Below are 18,496 nucleotides of genomic sequence, written 5' to 3' on the forward strand. Positions count from 1 at the left end.
AACGAGACATCATGGCTCCGCTCGAAGGAACCACCGGCTGGCCCGCCGACTTCGCCGCCCGCTACCGCGAAGCCGGGTACTGGGCCGGGCGCACGCTCGGCGGCCTGCTGCGCGACTCGGCGCGGCGCGCACCGGAGCGCACCGCGCTCGTGGACGGCGACCGCCGATGGGACTACCGGGAGCTCGACGACGTCGCCGACCGGGTCGCCGCCGGGCTCCGCGCGCACGGCATCGCGCCGGGCGACCGCGTCCTGGTGCACCTGCCGAACGTCGCCGAGTTCGCCGCGCTGCTGTTCGGCTGCGCCCGCGCCGGTGCGGTGCCGGTGCTCGCGCTGCCGCCGCACCGGGAGACCGAACTGGTGCACCTGGCCGAGCTCGCCGGTGCCGTCGCCTACGCGATCCCCGCCGAGCACGGCGGGTTCGACCACCTCCCGCTCGCCGAGGCCGTCACCGCGGGCGCCCCGTCGGTGCGGCACGTGTTCGTCGTCGGCGGCGATCCGGGCCGGTTCACCCCGTTCGACGCGCTCACCGCCGCCGAACCGGGGGACCGCGCCGACGACGCCGCGCCGGAGGACGTCGCGGTGCTGCTGCTGTCCGGCGGCACCACGGGACTGCCGAAGCTGATCCCGCGCACCCACGACGACTACGCCTACAACGCCCTCGCCAGCGCCGAGGTCTCCGGGCTGGACGCGGCATCGGTGTACCTGGCGGCGTTGCCCGCGGCGCACAACTTCGCGCTCGCCTGCCCCGGTCTGCTGGGCGCGTTCGCGGTCGGTGCGACGGTCGTGCTCAGCCCCGGCGGTGACCCGGAGACCGCGTTCCCGTTGATCGAGCGGGAACGGGTCACGGTGGTCGCGCTGGTGCCGCCGCTGGTGCTGGTGTGGCTGGACGCCGCCGAGCTGTTCCGGCCGGACCTGTCCAGCCTGCGGTTGCTGCAGGCCGGTGGATCGCGGCTCAAGGACGATCCCGCCCGCCGGGTGCGGTCGGTGCTGGGCTGCGCGCTGCAGCAGGTGTACGGGATGGCCGAGGGCCTGCTCAACTTCACCCGCCTCGACGACCCGGACGAGCTGGTCATCGGCACCCAGGGCCGGCCGCTGTCCGCAGATGACGAGGTGCTGGTGTGCGACCAGGACGGCGACCCGGTCCCCGACGGCCAGGTCGGCGAGCTGCTGGTCCGCGGTCCGTACACGCTGCGCGGCTACTTCCGCGCCGAGGCGCACAACGAGCGCTCGTTCACCGCCGACGGCTTCTTCCGCACCGGCGACCTGGTGCGGCGGCTGCCTACCGGGCACCTCGTCGTGGAGGGCCGCAGCAAGGAGGTGATCAACCGCGGCGGCGACAAGATCCCCGTCGAAGAGGTGGAGAACCACCTGCTGTCCCACCCGGCGGTGCACGACGTGGCGCTCGTCGGCTTCCCCGACGAGGCGATGGGGGAGCGCAGCTGCGCGTTCGTGCTCGCCGCGGGCGAACCGCCGAACCGGCGCGACCTGGTGGAGCACCTGCGGCGGCTCGGCGTCGCCGCGTTCAAGCTGCCGGACCGGGTGCGGGTGCTGGAGTCCTTCCCGCGCACCGGCCTCGGCAAGGTCGACCGGCGGGCGCTGGCGGAAGGGCTGGTGCGGCCGTGACCGTGGAGACCTACCCGTTCAACGCGGCGGAAGGGCTCGACCTCGCCCCCGCCTACCGGCGCGCCCAGCGCACGCCGGGACCGGTCCGCGTGCAGCTGCCGTTCGGCGAACCCGCCTGGCTGGTGACCCGCCACGACGAGGCCCGGTTCGTGTTCGCCGACCCGCGCTTCAGCCGGGCGATGGCGCAGGAGCGGGATTCGCCGCGCACCACCCCGCACAACCCGGTCGGCATCGTGACGATGGATCCGCCGGAGCACACCCGGGTGCGCACCCTCGTCGCGAAGGCGTTCACCGCGCGCCGCGCAGAACGGCTGCGCCCGTGGATCCGGAAGCTGCTGCACGAGCGCATCGACGCGATGGCGGCGCCCGCCGACCTGGTGGCCGAGCTGGCGCTGCCGGTGCCGATCGCCGTCATCTGCGAACTGCTCGGCGTCCCGGCGCGGGACCGGGACCGCTTCCAGGGGTGGAGCGAGGCGGTGCTGTCCACCAACGGGCTGCCGCCGGAGCAGATCGTCGAACGCACCGGGGCGCTGCGGACCTACGTGGCCGAGCTGATCGCGGCCCGCCGCGACCGGCCCGCCGACGACCTGATGTCGGGGCTCGTCGAAGCGCGCGACGAGCAGGACCGGCTCTCCGACCTGGAGCTGGAGCAGCTGTGCATCGCGCTGCTCGTCGGCGGCTACGAGACCACCGCCTCGCAGCTGGCCAACTTCGCGCACCTGCTGCTCCAGCGGCCCGGCGGTCTCGTCGAGCTGGCCGACGGCCCGGACCGGGACCGCCGCGCCGCCGCCTGGGTGGAGGAGCTGCTGCGCTACGTGCCGATGGCCGCCGCCGCGGCGATGCCGCGCTACGCCCGCGAGGACGTGGCCGTCGGTGGACAGGTGGTGCGCGCCGGCGAGCCGGTGCTGGTGGCGATCGGTGCCGCCGACCGCGACCCCGGGCGCTATCCGGACCCCGACGTGCTCGACCCGGACCGCGATTCCCGCGGGCACCTGGCGTTCGGGCACGGCGTGCACCACTGCGTCGGCGCCGCGCTGGCGCGGATCGAACTGCAGGAGAGCGTGCTGGCGCTGGCGGAGCGGCTGCCCCGGCTCCGCCCGGCGGGCGAGGTGCGCTGGAAGACCGGGCTGTTCTTCCGCGGCCCGCAGACGTTGCCGGTGACCTGGTGAGGAAAGGGGCCATGACCGTGCCCGCACACGACCCGACCGACCTCGCGGCGTTCCGCGCCGAAGTGGCGGAACTGCTGGACCTGCCCGCCGACGGGATCTCCGACGCGGAGAACCTGATCGCCCTCGGGCTGGACTCGATCGCGATGATGCAGCTGGCCGCGGGACTGCGCCGCCGCGGGCGCGCCGTCTCGTTCGGCGACCTGGCGGCCGAACCGACCTTGGCGGCCTGGGGAGCGCTGCTCGGCGGTGGCGCGGCAGTGTCCGAAGTGGACTCGATGGCGGCCGGAACCGCGCGAGTCGAGTCCGATGTGGACGAAGGGGCGCCGTTTCCGCTCGCGCTGATGCAGCACGCCTACTGGGTCGGCAGGCGCCCCGGCCAGCGCCTCGGCGGCGTCGCCGCGCACTTCTACGACGAGTTCGACGGCCCCGGCGTCGACCCGCGCCGGCTGGAGGACGCGGTGCGCGCCGTGCTGCGCAGGCACGGCATGCTGCGGGTGCGGATCCTCGACGACGGCACCCAGCGGATCCTGCCTGCCAGCCCGTGGCCCGGGCTCACCACGCACGACCTGCGCGGTCTGTCCATTTCGGATGCTGAAGCTGAGCTGGAGCTGATCCGCGCCGAACTCTCGCACCGCAGGCTCGACATCACCGCGGGCGAGGTGTTCGACGTGCGGTTGTCGCTGCTGCCCGGCGGACGCACCCGGGTGCACGTCAACCTCGACATGATCGCCGCCGACGCGCTGAGCCTCCGGGTGCTGCTCGCCGACCTCGCCCGCCACTACCTCGGTGAGGGCGAGCCGGAACCGCTGGCGTACGGCTACCCCCGCTACCTCGCCGACCGCGCCGCCCGCCGCAGCGCCGCCGACGCGGCCGCCGACCGCGAGCACTGGCGGACCCGGCTGCCGGAACTGCCCGGCCAGCCCGAACTGCCCGCCGCGGGCGACTCCGCCGACGACGCCACCGTCGTCGTGCGGCGGCACCGGCTGCTCGGCCCCGACGAGGTGGCCCGCTGGGAGACCGCGGCCCGCGGGCACGGGTTGACGCCCGCGATGGCGCTGGCCGCCGTGTTCGCCGAAACCCTCACCGCGTGGAGCGCGCAACCCCGTTTCCTGCTGAACCTGCCGCTGTTCGACCGGGAACCGCTGCACCCCGACGTGGCCGGGCTCGTCGGCGACTTCACCTCCTCGGTGCTGCTGGAGTGGGACGGCGCCGCGCCCGGCACGTTCGCCGAGCGGGCCGGGCGGGTGCAGGAGCGGTTCCACGCCGACGCCGCGCACGCCGGGCACTCCGGCGTCGAAGTGCTCCGCGACCTGTCCCGCGCCCGCGGCGAGCAGCAGCTCGCGCCCGTCGTCTACACCAGCGCGCTCGGGCTCGGGCCGCTGTTCCCCGACGCGGTGCGCCGCGCGTTCGGCGAGGCGTCCTGGATCATCTCGCAGGGGCCGCAGGTGTGGCTGGACGCGCAGGTCACCGAACTGGACGGCGGCCTGCTGGTGAACTGGGACGCCCGCGAGCACGCGTTCGCGCCCGGCGTGCTCGACGCGATGTTCACCGCCTACTCGGACCTGCTGGACCGGCTGCTCGCCGACGACGCGGCCTGGACCGCCCCGCCGCCGCGGCTCGCGCCGGACGCGCAGCTCACCGCCCGCGCGCCGGGCGGCGACGCGCCGGAACCCCGGTGCCTGCACACCGATTTCTTCCGCCACGCCCACGAGGACCCGGGCGCGATCGCGCTGCGCTGGGGCCGCGGCGGGGAGCTGAGCTACGGCGACCTGGCCGGGCGGGCGCTCACCCTCGCGGGCGCGCTGCGCGCCCGTGGCGCCGGGCCGGGTGAACTGGTCGCGATCTCGCTGCCTAAGGGGCCGGAGCAGGTCGTCGCCGCGCTCGGCGTTCTGGCCACCGGCGCCGCCTACCTGCCGCTGCCGGTGGACCACCCGCCCGCGCGCCGGGAGCGGGTGCTCGCCTCCGCCGGAGCCCGGATCGTGGTCGACGCGGACTTCCCGGTGCACGGCGCGGCACCGCTGCCCGCACCCGCCGCGACCGCGCCGCGGGACCTGGCCTACGTGCTCTACACCTCCGGTTCCACCGGGGAACCGAAGGGCGTGGAGATCACCCACGCGGCCGCGATGAACACCATCGGCGACCTGGTGGAGCGCTTCGGCCTCGACGAGCGGGACCGCACCCTCGCCGTGTCCCGCTTCGAGTTCGACCTCTCCGTGTTCGACGTCTTCGCCCCGTTGAGCGTCGGCGGTGCCGTGGTGTGCGTCGAGCAGGACGCGCAGCGCGACGCGACGAGCTGGCTGGACTCGGTGCACCGCCACGGCGTCACGGTGCTCAACTGCGTGCCGACGCTGCTGGACATGCTGCTCACCGCCTGCGACGAGCGGCCGCTGCCGCTGCGCGCGGTGTTGCTCGGCGGGGATCGGGTCGGCACCGACCTGCCCGGCCGGCTCGCCGCCCGCGCCCCCGGTTGCCGCTTCGCCGGGCTCGGCGGCACCACCGAGACCGCCATCCACTCCACCGTCCAGGAGGTCGTCGGCGACGCGGTCCCGGCGAGCTGGAGCTGCGTCCCGTACGGCGAGCCGCTGCGCGGCGTCAGTTGCCGGGTCGTCGACGCGCTCGGCCGGGACTGCCCCGACCAGGTGCCCGGGGAGCTGTGGATCGGCGGCGCGGGAGTCGCCCGCGGCTACCGGAACGACCCGGAGCGCACCGCCGACCGGTTCGTCGAGCACGCCGGGGTCCGCTGGTACCGCACCGGCGACCGCGCCCGCTACCTGCCGGACGGCGGTATCGAGTTCCTCGGCCGCGCCGACCACCAGGTCAAGATCCGCGGCCACCGCGTCGAACTCGGCGAGGTCGAAGCGGCGCTGGCCGCGGCGGAGGGCGTGACCGGCGCGGTCGCGGTGCTCACCGGCGGCAGGCTCGGCGCCGCGGTCACCGGCGCGGCCGACCCGGAGCGGGTGCGGGCCGCGCTCGCCGAACGGCTGCCCGCGCACATGCGGCCCGACCTGCTCGTGGTGCTGCCCGCGTTCCCGCTCACCACCAACGGCAAGCTGGACCGCGCCGCGGTCGCCACCGCCGTCGCCGAGCAGGACACCGCCGTACCGGAGCGGATCAGCCCGCCGCGCGGCGCCGTGGAGCCGGCCGTGGCCGCGGCGTGGCGCGACGTGCTCGACGTCGCGGAGGTCGGCCGCGAGCAGGACTTCTTCGCGCTCGGCGGAGATTCGCTGCTGGCGACCAGGGTGGTGGCGCGGCTGCGCGCCGACGGGTTCGCCGGTGCCGGGCTCGGGGCGCTGTTCGAGAGCCCGGTGCTAGCCGATTTCGCCGCGGTGGTGGGGGAATCCGCTGCTGAGGTGGCGGGTTCCGCCGCCGCGTCGAGCGGATCCGTCGCGCCCGCCGTGCGCACCGACCCCGCGGCCCGCTTCGAACCGTTCCCGCCCACCGACGTGCAGCTGGCGTACTGGCTGGGCCGCGCGGACGGCTTCACCCTCGGCGGCGTCGGCTGCCACTTCTACCGCGAGTACGACGTCCCCGACCTGGACGTCCCGCGGCTGGAGGAGGCCGCGAACCGGCTCATCGCCCGGCACGAGATGCTGCGCGCCGTCTTCGACGAGCGCGGCGAGCAGCGGGTGCTGCCCTCGGTCGGCCGGTTCCGGATCGCGGTCACCGACGCCGGCGACGACCCGGAGCGGGCGTTCGCCGAACTCCGCGAGACCTGGTCGCACCACGTCTTCGACTCCGCGCACTGGCCGCTGTTCGGCATCGCGGCCTGCCGCGCCGGGGACCGCACCCGGCTGGCGATCGGGATGGACAACCTGGTGCTGGACGCGTTGAGCATCCTGCACTTCTACGCGGAGCTCGCCGCGCTCTACGCCGACCCGGACGCGGAGCTGCCGCCGGTCGGCCTGTCGTTCCGGGACTACGTGCTCGGTGCCGAACCGGACCCGGCGGAGCTCGCCGCGGCCCGCGAGCACTGGGCGCGCGCGGTCCCGGAGCTGCCGCCCGCACCGGAGCTGCCGCTGGCGGTGGACCCGGCGCGGGTCGTGCGGCCCCGGTTCACCCGGCGCGCGGCGACGATCGACGCCGCGGACTGGGCGGTGCTCGCCGCGCGCTCCGCCGAGCACGGCGTCACCCCGTCGGCGGTGCTGCTCACCGCGTTCGCCGAAGTGCTCGGGCAGTGGAGCGCCCGGCCGGACCTGACGCTGAACCTCACCCTGTTCGACCGCCGCGAAGTGCACCCCGACGTGCAGCGGGTGTTCGGCGACTTCACCTCGCTGCTGCTGGTCGCCTGCCGGCCGGAGGCCGCGGACAGCTGGCTGGACCGCACCCGGCGGGTGCAGGGCGAGCTGTGGCAGGCGCTGGACCACCGCAGCGTGTCAGCGGTGCAGGTGCTGCGCGAACTCGCGAAGCGCACCGGCGCCGCCGAGGTCACGATGCCGGTGGTGTTCACCAGCGCGCTCGGCGTATCGGCGGGCACCGAACCCGGCGATCCGTTCGGCGAGCAGGTCTGGGGCATCACCCAGACCCCGCAGGTGTGGCTGGACCACCAGGTGGTCGAGCGCAGCACCCCCGGCGGCACCTGCGTGGACCTGAACTGGGACGCGGTGGAGGAGCTGTTCCCGGCGGACGTCCTGGACGAGATGTTCGACGCCTACCTCCGGCTGCTCGCGCACCTGGTGCGGCGGCCGTGGCGGGATCGGGTCCCGGAACTGCTGCCCGCGGCGCAGCGCGCCGCGCGGGAACGGGTCAACGACACCGCGGCGCCGGAGCGGGAGCCGCTGCTGCACGCGCCGTTCTTCCGCCGTGCCACCGAGGATCCTGCCGCGGTGGCCGTGCTCGGCGACGAGGGCGAGCTCGCCAGGGGTGCGTTGGCGGAGCGCGCGCTGCGGATCGCCGCGCTGCTGCGCGACCGCGGGGTCGAACCCGGTGCGGCGGTGGCGATCTCGCTGCCCAAGGGCGTCGACCAGATCGCCGCGGCGCTCGGCGTGCTCGCCGCGGGCGCGCACTACGTGCCGATCGGCGTGGACCAGCCCGCGGTGCGCCGCGACCGCATCCTCGGTTCCGCGGGTGTGGCGCTCGCGATCGTCGAGGACGAGGTGGACCTCCCGGTGCCCACCGCCACCGTTGCCGAAGCCGCGGCCGGTCCGCTCGCGGAACCGGTGGCGGTGGACCCGGAATCGCTCGCGTACGTCATCTTCACCTCCGGATCCACCGGGGAACCGAAGGGCGTGGAGATCACCCACCGGGCGGCGGCGAACACCGTCGAGGACGTGGTGCGGCGCTTCGGGATCGATTCGCGGGACCGGGTGCTGGCGGTGTCGGCGCTGGAGTTCGACCTGTCGGTGTTCGACCTGTTCGGGCTGCTCGGCGCCGGGGGAGCGGTGGTGTCGATCGCCGAGGACGAGCGCCGCGCGCCCCGGCGGTGGGCGGAATCGGCGGCCCGGCACGGGGTGACGGTGTGGAACTCGGTGCCGATGCTGTTGGACATGCTGCTCGACGCGGTCGACGGCGGTGCTCCGACACCCGCCGCGCTGCGGCTCGCGCTGCTGTCCGGGGACTGGGTGGGGCTCGACCTGCCGGACCGGCTGCGCGCCGCGGTGCCGGGCGCGGACCTGGTCGCGCTCGGCGGGGCCACCGAGGCCGCCATCTGGTCGAACGCCTTCGAAGTGTCCGGAGTGGACCCGGAGTGGCGGTCGATCCCGTACGGTTTCCCGTTGCGCAACCAGCGGTTCCGCGTCGTCGACGAGCTCGGCCGAGACCGGCCGGAGTGGGTGCCGGGCGAGTTGTGGATCGGCGGCACCGGGGTCGCGCGCGGCTATCGGGGCTCCCCGGAGCTCACCGCCGCGAAGTTCCTCGACGACGGCGAGCACCGCTGGTACCGCACCGGTGACCTCGGCCGCTACCGGCCCGGCGGGCTGCTGGAGTTCCTGGGGCGCCGCGACGACCAGGTGAAGGTGCGCGGCTACCGGGTGGAGCTCGGCGAGGTCGAATCCGTGGTGGCCGAGCACCCGGCCGCCTCCCGCGCGCTGGCGGCGACGGCGGGCGACGGCTCCTCGCGGCGCGTCGTCGTGGGGGTGCTGCCCGGCGAGGTGGTACCGGACCCGGCCGAGATCCGGGCCTGGTGCGCGGACCGGCTGCCGGTGCACATGCTGCCGGACCAGGTGCTGCTGCTCGACGAGGTCCCGACGACCGCGAACGGCAAGCTCGACCGGGCACGGATCGCCGAGCTGGCGGCGGCCGACGACGGCGTCGCCGAACCCCCGGCGGGCCCGGTGGAGCAGGCGGTGGCCGCGGCGTGGAGCGAACTGCTGCGCACCCCGGTGACCAGCAGGGACGCCAACTTCTTCGGTCTCGGCGGGGACAGCGTGCAGGCGATCCGGTTCATCGAGCTGGCCCGCCGCGAGCTGGACGTGGAGCTGGAGCTGGCGCAGCTGTTCATCACCCCCACCGTCCGATCGCTCGCCGAGCACGTGGCGGAACTCGGCGCCGAGGAGGTCGTGGAAGGAGCCATCTGACCGCCGCTGAGCTCTCCTCCGGTTGCGCAGCACCGGGGTGGCGGAACCTCGGGCGGTTCCCTCGCCGCCCGTTTTCCCGGTGTGGCCGCGATTTCCGATGTAGCACGACGACATCGCCGTCCTCGCGAGGGAACCGCTGAGAACCCGCGGGTGGTCCGGTTGCTCTGGTAGCCGTCAGCCGCTGCGGGACTATTCGTCCAGCAGCCGGGCCATCGCGGCGCTCGCCTTGAGGCCGGAACCGGTCAGCACCGCGACGACGGTGTCGTCCGGGCCGAGCAGCCCGTCCCGGTCGAAGCGCGCGATGGCCGGTACCACTTGGGCGCTGGTCGGCTCGGCGTACAGGCCGGTCCCGGCGAGTTCGAGGGTCGCCGGGCGCAGTTCCCGCTCCGGCACGGCGGTGGCCGCTCCGCCGCTGTCCCGGAGCGCGCGCAGCACCTCCCGGTCGCGGACCGGCCGGGCGATCGCGGTGCCCTCGGCGATCGTGCCCGGCCAGTCGGCGTCCTCGACGTGATCCGCCCCGGCGGCGAAGGCGCGCACCAGCGGGCTGCACCGCTCCGGCTGCGCGACCAGCAGCCGCGGCACCCGGTCGATCTGCCCGGCCCGCCGCAGTTCGGCGAATCCCGCGGCGCAACCCAGCACCAGGCTGCCCGCGCCCGCCGGGACGACGACCGCGGTGGGCGCCCGGAACCCGAGGTCCTCCCAGATCTCGTAGGCGATCAGCTTGATCCCGTCCAGGAACGCGGGATGCCAGTTGTGGCCGGCGTAGCACCGCCGCGCGGAACGGCGCACCGCCTCGTCCGCGGTGCGCTGCCTGCCGCCGGGGACCAGGTCGACGGTGGCGCCGTGGACGCGGCTCTGCAGCACCTTGTCCGGTGACGTGGAGTCCGGGGCGAGGATCCGCGCGTCGATGCCCGCCGCCGCGCAGTAGGCGGCGACCGAGGAACCGCCGTTCCCGCTGGAGTCCGCCAGCACCGCGCGCACGCCCTGCGCCCGCACCGTGCTGATCAGGACCGAGACGCCGCGGTCCTTGAAGCTGGCCGTCGGGTTGCTCGCCTCGACCTTCACCGCGACGTCCAGCCCCGCGAAGCGCCGCGGCAGCAGCGGAGTCCGCCCCTCGCCGAGGCTGACCGGTGCGAGGTGCGGTTGCGCGAGCGCGGCCGCGTAGCGCCACTGCGAGCCGACGCCGGTGTCGACCTGCTCCCGCCCGATGCCCGGCAGCGGCGCCACCAGCAGCGGGGACCCGTCGTCCCCGCGCCAGCGCGGTTCGTCGATCCGGTAGCGGCGCCCGGAACGGTCGACCAGGTGCGGTTCGTCGCCCACCGTCACCTCGCGTAGTTGTAGACGGTCGCCCGGGACACCCCGAGCAGGTCGGCGATGGTCCGCGCGGCGTCGTGCGAGGCGAAGTGGCCGTCCGCGCGCAGCCGCCGCACCAGCTCCCGCTTCGCCTCTCTGGGCAGCGCCCGCGGCGTGGCCGCGCGCTCCGCCGCGGCGCGTTCGACGGCCCGGCGCAGGGCGTCGCGGTCCCGCGCGTGCGCCTGCGGTTCCGGGGATTCGCCGGCGTCCGTGGCGACCAGGTTGGACAGCGCCAGCGCCACCGGCGAGAGCACCGAGACGTCCAGGTCCACCCGCAGCGCGGCGATCCGGCGGCCCGCGGCGTTCTCGATGCCGATCGAGGTGCTCTTCGCCGGACGCCCGTCGGGGAACCGGCTCGGCCGGTTCTGCAGCACGCCCGGCTGACCGGGGTCGCTGAGCCGCGCGAGTTCCGCGGCGGGGTCGCCGACCTCGCGCCCGGGCGACCCGTTCTCGACCACCCGGGCCGGGTGCGACGGATCGCGCAGGTCGTGCAGCACGACCTCGCACAGCCCGGGGAACATCCTGCCCAGCGCGGTGGCGATCCGCCCCGCCTCGCGGAGCAGGTGTTCGTCGGAGTCGTCGCCCACGGTCCCCTCCGGTGTCGCCGTGCCGGAACCCTGGCACGGTTGGACGGCGTTGTCCAGAATTGGACCGCACGTCCACGGCTGGATTACCGTCCGGGACGGCCGCGGCACGAGGACGCGGTCCCACCGCGGCGAGGAGGACGTCCCGAATGAACGTGCTGTTCCTGTACACCGGCGGCACGATCGGCATGGTCGGCACCCCGCGCGGCCTCGAACCGGGCGGCGACGTCGAAGCGGAGATCGCGTCGCTGCTGCGGGACCGGCCGGACCTCACCACCGCGTTCGTCCGCTTCGAGCACCTGATCGACTCGTCCGACGCCACCCCGGAAGACTGGCAGCGGATCGTCGACCGGCTCCGCGCGCACCGCCACGAGCACGACGCGTTCGTGGTGCTGCACGGCACCGACACCCTCGCGCACTCCGCGGCCGCCGCCTCCTACGCGCTGGCCGGGTTCGGGAAACCCGTCGTGTTCACCGGGGCCCAGGTGCCGTTCGGCATGCCGGGTTCGGACGCGCCGGACAACGTGCGCGGCGCGGTGGAAGCGGTGGCCGACGCGGCGATCGGGCGCGCGGTGTTCTTCGACGGCGAGCTCATCGCGGGCACCCGCGCGACGAAGAGCTCCGCGCTGGACCGGCACGGCTTCACCAGCCCGCACCCGGCTTCCGCCGCCGAACGCCCGGCACCCGACCTCGGCGTCCCGCTCGCCCCCTACCGGCGCCACGACATCGCCGTGGTCACCGCGGTGCCCGGCATGACCGCCGAGCGGTTCCGGCACCTGACCAGCCCCGCGCCGGACGCGGTGCTCCTCCGCGGGTACGGGCTGGGAGTGGGCCCGAGCGGCGAGCCGGGCTTCACGCGGGTGATCGAGGACCTGAACTCCGGTGGCACGCCCGTGGTCGTGCTCAGCCAGTCGCAGCGGTCCCGGATCGACCTGGAGCGGTACGCGGCCGGGCGCGCCCTGCTCGACGCCGGGGCGATCGGCGCGGCCGACATGACCTTCGAAGCCGCCTACACCAAGCTCTGCTTCCTGCTCAGCCAGGACCTCCCCGCGGCCGACCTCCCCACCTGGCTCCACACCGACCTGGCCGGAGAACTCACGCTCCTGGCAGAGCCGGTGGCCACCGCGCTCGGGTGAGGAAACTCTTCGGGGACGCGGCGGAGGAGCGAGGTCGAGCCGGGCCGGTGCGCGGGTTCCGCGCTTCGCGCCGGGCTCACCTGTCGGGGCCAGCGCCTTGCTCCGTTCGGGCGTTGATCAACGAAACCGATCGCGTTCTCCCCGCACGGCCGGTACGGACTCTGCTGTGCACCACGATGCGAATCATCTTCCGGCCGGTTTCCGCGCGTTGCTGGGCGATCGGCGCTGGGCGGCCCTGGTCGGCTCCGGGGTACGGCGCGACCACCGCGCCGGGGAGTACCTGCTGCGCCAGAACGATCGGGGCGGGCACCTCTTCGCCTTGATCAGCGGGCGGGTCAAGGTCCTGGCGGGACTGGACGGCTCCCAGGTGTTGTTGTCGCTCCGCGGTGCCGGAGATCTGGTCGGGGAGATGGCGGCACGGCGGAATTCCCGCCGGATGGCTTCGGTCCAGGCCCTGGACGCGTGCACCTCGTGCGTGCTGAAGCGCGCCGAGTTCGACCGGTTCCTCCACGACCACGGGGCGCACGGCCTGCTCAGCGACTACCTGGTGGGGAAGCTGTCGGAAACGGTGCCCTACCAGGTCCAGCAGTTCCACTTCGGACCGTTGCAGCGAGTGGCCCGGTTGTGCTTCGAAGTCCATTCCCTGGCCGACGCGCGACAGCCGGACCGCGCGCGGATCCCCTTCTCGCAAGAAGCTCTCGCCCAGGCGTTGGGCATGGCGCGCAGCACCGTCGCCGAGCAGATCGCGGTGCTGCGTTCGTCCGGCGCGCTGGGGCCGGGACCGCGCCTCGTGGTCGACGACGAGCACGCGCTGGCCGCGCAGGCGGGCGCAGTGCCGCCGTCCTAGTGGCGCACCTCACCGGTGGGCTGTCCGCTGGCGGACAGTCCACCGCCACCGCGCGTCCGACCCTTGCGGTGATCGCACGAACGCAGTGAAGGGGCAACACGTGGAACCGCACCAGCAGCAACGGATCGCAGAACTGCCGCCGTACCGCGCACTCCTCGTGGTCGACATGAAGGACTTCAGCGGCGAGAAGGGAAGTGACCACGCCCGCATCACGGAGCAGATCCCGCTGATCCTCGAACAGGCCTTCCGCCGGCGCGGGCTCGACGAGGTGTGGCGCTCCGCGCGTTTCCACGGGACCACCGGGGACGGCTACTTCGCGGGTTTCGACCCGCACCACCTCCCGACCCTGCTCGACCCGTTCCTGGCCGATCTCCAGGCGGAGCTCGAGTACCAGAACCGGGTGCGCCCGGGAGACCGGCCGATGCGGATGCGCGTGAGCTTGACCGTCGGGCCGATGACGGATTCCGGGCGGAACGCGATCAGCGACGGCAGCGGGAACACCCGGATCGAAGCACACCGCATCCTCGACGACCGGTCCGTCCGGGACCTCCTGACCAGATCCAACGCGACGACGTGCGTAGCCGCGATCGTCTCGGGTCGAGTGCACGACGACGTGGTCGAGCCCGGCTACACCGGGGAGGATCCCGGTCTGTACGTGCCGGTGGAGGTCGAGGTGAAGACCTACCGCGGGCAGGCCTACCTGCGGGTGCCCAAGCCTTCCGGTGACCTGCTGCGCAACGGGTTCTCGGCGCCGCGGCCCCCGGAGGCGGACGGCGCGGACGAGAAGCCCCGTGCCGGCGGAGGAGGGGCCGGTCCGACCTACACCGGGATCGCACAGGCGCACGGGGCGGTCGGCCACGTCGTCGTAGGACCTGACGCCCGGGTGAACACCGGATCGGGCCACCAGATCAACGATGCGCGCAACGAAGGCGACGGTGTCGCCGTGTTCGGCACCAGCAACGGTGGGGTGCAGCACCGGGTCGACAAGGGAGACCGGTGAGCGTCGACGAGCAGCGCGGGGCGCCGGACTACGTCGGGGTGGACCAGCTCGACGGGAACGTCGAGACGGTCGTCGCGGGCTCGCGTCCGCAGGTGAATTCGGGCTCCGGCTTCTTGATCAGCGGCGACGTCGGCGTCGTGCTCATCTCGGAGTCGCAGGGCCGGGAGCGCCGGAAGCGCGCACGACCGCTGAGCCATTCGGCGTGGCGGCGGGAGTACTTGAGCAAGCGGCTTCGTCCCACCGCGGAAGTTCGAAGCGGCCCAGGACGCGCTCGTGCGGAACGGCACCGTCTTCATCAGCGGTGCGGACGGCAGCGGCAGGCAGAGCACCGCCGAGATGCTGCTGTGGCTGCGCTTTCCGGACAACGAAGCCGGATTCCGGCGTCTCACCTTCGACAACGAGGAGGACGTCGACGAGCGTCCGCTGGACGCGGAGTCGGTCCAGCGGGGAGAACGGCTGCTGCTCGACCTGTCCGCCGAAACGGGGGAGAACGTCGAGCCGTTGCGGCGCGATCTGGACACCTTCCGCGCGGCGGTCGAACGCGAGGGCGCCGCACTGGTCGTCGTCCTCCCGGTGGATTTCGAGCAGCTGCTCGGGGACGAGGTCACCAACCCCCGGGTCGTGATCGAGCGACCGGACGGATCAGCGGTGATCCGGAGTCATCTCCTCGCGGAGAACATCCCGGAGAACGTGCACGAGCTCGACGCACTCGGCGAAAGCCGGGCGAGTGAACCGATGCGCGGGCTGGAACGTCTCGTGGCTCGAATCGTGCAGGCCGAGGAGCGGAATCCGGAAGCGGGTTTCGCGCAGTGGGCGAAGTCGGCGACGGAGACGGTCGCCGAATACGTGTCCAAGGTCGCCGGACAGGTCAAGAACTACACGCTCGGGCAGCGGACCACGCTGCTGGCCGCGTCGATGGTGGAAGGCGCGCATCCCGACTCCGCGCACGTCGCCCGACACGCCTTGCAGACGGGACTGGGGTACCCGCAGGACGACGGTTTCGTGCTCGAACGTGCCGGTCTCGGTGACGCGCTGAAGAACATCGCAGCCGGAGTCGAGAACAGACGAGCGATCAAGTTCGAATCACCCCGTTACGCCGAGGCGGTGCGCGAGTACTTCTGGAGCAATTTCCCGGAGTTGCGCGAACATTTCCGGGACTGGGTCGGTACCTGCCTGGCGATGGATGAGCTCACGGATGCCGACCAGGACCGGATGGTGGCGCGGTTCGCGGTGCAGGCGTGCCGGACCGGTCGGACGCTCGATCTATGGGTGTTGGCAGAACGGTGGACGGCGGGCGGGGGAAGGGGAACTCGCCATCGGTCCGCCGTGAGGTGGGCGGCGAGCGCGTTGGGGTACGGCCTCCAGGACGACAGGTCTCTCGGAGGAGCCGGCGAACTCCGCCGCAAGATCTACGAAGCCGCGAGCAGAGGCGAGCCCTCCGAGGACCTCGCTCGGGTGCTCGTCCTGGTCTGCGCGAACGTCATGGCCGAGGAACACCCGGAGCAAGCGCTGGTCAGGTTGCGGTTGCTCGCCGGGCATCCTGCGCGTGACGTAGCGGATACGGCTCGCAGCGCGGTGCGCGACCTGACGAGCAGCGACCGCCTGTACCGCAGGTTCCTGTGGCGGATGGTGACCTGGCTCGAGAATCCGCGACGCGCCGACCCGGGGCTGTTCCTCCTGCTGGCGCGTGCGGACCGGGTGAGCGGGCGCGGGCCGGGTTCGCGGGTCCTACTGCACAGCAAGGTCATTCGGGAACAGCTCGCCACCTGCTGGAACCGCGTCCTGCCGCTGGACGAGTCGGTCTGGCGATCGAGCGTCCGCGCCTGGCTCGATGCCGCGGGCACGGCTCCCCACGGTGACCTCTTCCTCGACGTCCTGGTCGATGCGGCGCGAGGTCGGCTCTCGGTACTGGCGCGGTTGCACGTGGTCGCCCGGGATTGGGCCCACCAGCACGGGAACGAACGACGAGCTCGCGATCGGGAGGTGGCGCGACGGCTCGCCGTCCGTCTCGACCGAGCTCAGGAACACCGGCTCTACAGCTAGGGAAGAACATGTTGAACGACAACCAGAAGCTCGGGCTCCGCGTGGTCTCGGTGCTCGTCGCGGCTTTGTGGGTGGTGCTGGGCCTGGTCGGTGGCTGGCCGCTGTGGGTGTGGTTGCTGCTCGCGGCCTCGTCCCTCGCGGCACCAGCGCTGTTCGGGGTGGTGCTCACCGAGTCGGTGCTGCGCCGCGGTACGCGCACTCGGGTGCCACCGGAGGACTTCCGGACCGAACCGCCGCCCGCGCCCCGGCCGCCCGAACCGCCGCAACCGCAGTCCTTCCCGGTGACCGACGTGGTGCTGAGCAGTGCGCGGGCCGACTACCGGTTCCTGTTCTCGTGCACGGTCCGGTGGCTGCCGTGCGGCAGCGCATCCGGTCTGCCGCACACCAAGCCCGGAGCTCTCGCCGCCGGTGCGATCCTCGACGAGGTGACGAGGATGGCCGCCGAGGTCCGCCCGGAGGACGCGAGTCGCGCGCAGTACCAGCTCATGGGCTCGCTCGGGGCACCGCGCGTTGATCGCACCGGTCGGGTGCAGGCGTGGGCGGACCAGGTCGTGCTGCGATTGGCGGACGCGGACGCGGATCGCCTCAAGCGGTTGGCCGAGGTGCGCAAGGACGAAGAGGTCTGGGAGTACGAGCGCAGCTACGAGCGCAACGTCCGCTCCTACTTGGGTGGCGAAGTCCTGACCAGCACAGGAAACGCGCTCGTGTGGTGGTTGGCGGGTCCGCGGACCGACGAGAAGAAGCGGGTGGACGAGGCGGTCGGACGGATCGCCGATCTGAGGCAGCTGACCCGGACCGCGAACGGGGAGGACGATGGTCCGGAGCCGGTGGGATTCGCCGGTTTCGACCACGAAGGGTTCGCCTTCGCCGCCGCCGAGATGGCCGGGCCGCCGTCGCCGATGCCCGCGATGATCTCCGCGCCGGTCGCGCAGAACGGGAACGGCGCCACGGCGCAGGAAGACCGCGAGCGCCCGCTGGACGAGCGGGCGCTGGACTTCCTGAGCGAGCTGCCGGACTCGCCGGAAAGGGCGCTGCTCGCGCGCCAGGTCGCCGACCACCTGCGGGAGCAGGGCTTCGCCGACGAGGCAGCGACGATCAGCAGGCGTTTCGACTCCCCGGCGGGGGAGGGCGACTCCGGAGAACCGCACGAACCGGGCGGAACCGGCGAACTCGGAGGGGCACCCCCGCTTCCGGACGAGGTGGTCGCGGAAGCCGAAGAGGACGTGGTGGTGGACGACGAACACGACGAGACGTCCCGCGGAGCAGCGACCGGGACGGACGGCTCGGACCGGGCGGCGGCCGAGCCCGGTCACTGAGAGCCGACGGAGCAGCGGGGGGGGGGGGGGGGGGGGGGGGGGGGGGGGGGGGCGGGCCGGGGGGGGCGCCGCCGCCCCCGCGGGGGGGGGGGGGGGGCCCCCCCGCCCCGGGGGGGGCGCCCCCCCCGGCCCCCGCCCCCCCCCGCCCCCGGGCCCCCCCGGGGCCCGGGGGGGGCGGGGGGGCCCCCCCCCCCCGGCCCCCCCCCGCTCACCTCGTGGCGGGGTCCGCCGTCACCGGCCGGCGAGGGCCGGGGCCTCGGTGTAGGTGCGGGGTTCGATCGACGCTCCCTGCTCGAAGTTGGCCTCGACCTCGGCCTTCTCCTCGGCGTTGGGCAGGGTGCTCTTGCAGTCGGTGCCCGCGCTGTGCCCGGACATCAGGTCCTCGCAGATACCGGTGCGATCGTCCGGCAGTCCGAGGATGTGGCCGAGCTCGTGGGTGGCGATGCGCGGGACGAAGTGGCCTTCGTCCACGGCCTGGCGCCCCATCCACACGGTGCCGACGCCGAGCGACTCGACCTGGGCGCGCGGCCAGTCGTCGTCGGCGAGGACGGTGAGGTCGGCCTGCCCGTCGGTGGCCTTCTCGAACTTGACGTTGGTGACCTGGTCGTTCCACGTCGCGGTGGCCTCGTCGATGGCCTCCTGGAACTCCGCGGCTTGGCTGGCGTCGTAGGTGACGACGTGCGGCTCGGCGGCCGCACCGGTGTCCGCTCCGGCAACCGGTGCGCCCGCCACCAGCAGCAACGCGGTGGCCGCACCGGAGAGTGCGGCGGTCAACGAGTACCTCGCCATGTCGGCTCCTCCTGATCGGCAGGTGTCACGCACGACGGAGGCTAAGCGCGCGCCGCTCCCCGATTCGGACAGTGGCGCCTACCCGCCAGCCCGAGGCCGCGTTCGGGTGCCGGGCCGGCACG

The 18,496-nt window shown here is 73.8% G+C and carries 12 protein-coding genes; 8 read left to right on the top strand and 4 right to left on the bottom strand.

Annotation, left to right across the window (positions count from 1 at the left end):
* The first annotated feature begins 11 nt into the window (after nt 1-11).
* From LCD31_RS05280 to LCD31_RS05290, 3 genes are read left to right on the top strand one after another with little or no spacing between them, the layout of a single operon-like run.
* Complete coding sequence (locus LCD31_RS05280; RefSeq protein ID WP_224956323.1) at nt 12-1,625, top strand: (2,3-dihydroxybenzoyl)adenylate synthase; 1,614 nt, start codon at nt 12-14, stop codon at nt 1,623-1,625.
* Nucleotides 1,622-2,794 carry a cytochrome P450 gene (locus LCD31_RS05285; protein ID WP_224956324.1) on the top strand — a complete coding sequence of 391 codons (1,173 nt, stop codon included), beginning with the start codon at nt 1,622-1,624 and terminating at the stop codon, nt 2,792-2,794. The genes LCD31_RS05280 and LCD31_RS05285 overlap by 4 nt, the downstream gene beginning before the upstream one ends.
* Before the next feature lie 11 nt (nt 2,795-2,805).
* Nucleotides 2,806-9,306: a non-ribosomal peptide synthetase gene (locus tag LCD31_RS05290; RefSeq protein WP_224956326.1), complete on the top strand. Its 6,501-nt coding sequence runs from the start codon at nt 2,806-2,808 to the stop codon at nt 9,304-9,306.
* Nucleotides 9,307-9,495: 189 nt separating this feature from the next.
* Here the strand turns inward: LCD31_RS05290 and LCD31_RS05295 are convergent, their stop codons facing one another.
* Complete coding sequence (locus LCD31_RS05295) at nt 9,496-10,626, bottom strand: threonine synthase (protein WP_224956327.1); 1,131 nt, start codon at nt 10,624-10,626, stop codon at nt 9,496-9,498.
* A gap of 2 nt (nt 10,627-10,628) precedes the next feature.
* A complete protein-coding gene (locus tag LCD31_RS05300; RefSeq protein ID WP_224956328.1) occupies nt 10,629-11,246 on the bottom strand; it encodes a transcriptional regulator in 618 nt (205 codons plus the stop codon).
* A 146-nt stretch (nt 11,247-11,392) separates the two neighbouring features.
* On the opposite strand from LCD31_RS05300, the gene LCD31_RS05305 reads away from it, so the two are divergent.
* From LCD31_RS05305 to LCD31_RS05315, 3 genes are all read left to right on the top strand, one after another.
* The gene (locus LCD31_RS05305) at nt 11,393-12,379 is read left to right on the top strand and encodes an asparaginase (protein WP_224956329.1); all 987 of its coding nucleotides are present in this window, start codon (nt 11,393-11,395) and stop codon (nt 12,377-12,379) included.
* Between the two features lie 166 nt (nt 12,380-12,545).
* A complete protein-coding gene (locus LCD31_RS05310; protein ID WP_224956330.1) occupies nt 12,546-13,226 on the top strand; it encodes a Crp/Fnr family transcriptional regulator in 681 nt (226 codons plus the stop codon).
* Nucleotides 13,227-13,326: 100 nt separating this feature from the next.
* The gene (locus tag LCD31_RS05315) at nt 13,327-14,226 is read left to right on the top strand and encodes a hypothetical protein (RefSeq protein WP_224956331.1); all 900 of its coding nucleotides are present in this window, start codon (nt 13,327-13,329) and stop codon (nt 14,224-14,226) included.
* Nucleotides 14,227-14,254: 28 nt separating this feature from the next.
* On the opposite strand, the gene LCD31_RS05320 is transcribed toward LCD31_RS05315, so the two are convergent.
* Nucleotides 14,255-14,452 carry a hypothetical protein gene (locus LCD31_RS05320; protein ID WP_224956332.1) on the bottom strand — a complete coding sequence of 66 codons (198 nt, stop codon included), beginning with the start codon at nt 14,450-14,452 and terminating at the stop codon, nt 14,255-14,257.
* Nucleotides 14,453-14,499: 47 nt separating this feature from the next.
* Between LCD31_RS05320 and LCD31_RS05325 the strand changes: the two genes are divergently transcribed.
* Both LCD31_RS05325 and LCD31_RS05330 read left to right on the top strand, forming a co-directional pair.
* Nucleotides 14,500-16,269 carry a hypothetical protein gene (locus LCD31_RS05325; protein ID WP_224956334.1) on the top strand — a complete coding sequence of 590 codons (1,770 nt, stop codon included), beginning with the start codon at nt 14,500-14,502 and terminating at the stop codon, nt 16,267-16,269.
* A gap of 8 nt (nt 16,270-16,277) precedes the next feature.
* Nucleotides 16,278-17,585, top strand: a complete 1,308-nt coding sequence (locus LCD31_RS05330; RefSeq protein WP_224956336.1) for a hypothetical protein — start codon at nt 16,278-16,280, stop codon at nt 17,583-17,585.
* Between the two features lie 231 nt (nt 17,586-17,816).
* Here the strand turns inward: LCD31_RS05330 and LCD31_RS05335 are convergent, their stop codons facing one another.
* Nucleotides 17,817-18,374, bottom strand: a complete 558-nt coding sequence (locus LCD31_RS05335) for a snapalysin family zinc-dependent metalloprotease (protein WP_224956338.1) — start codon at nt 18,372-18,374, stop codon at nt 17,817-17,819.
* Nucleotides 18,375-18,496: the final 122 nt, after the last annotated feature.

Source organism: Saccharopolyspora sp. 6M (genome assembly GCF_020176775.1).
GTDB classification, from domain to species: Bacteria; Actinomycetota; Actinomycetes; order Mycobacteriales; family Pseudonocardiaceae; genus Saccharopolyspora_C; species Saccharopolyspora_C gregorii.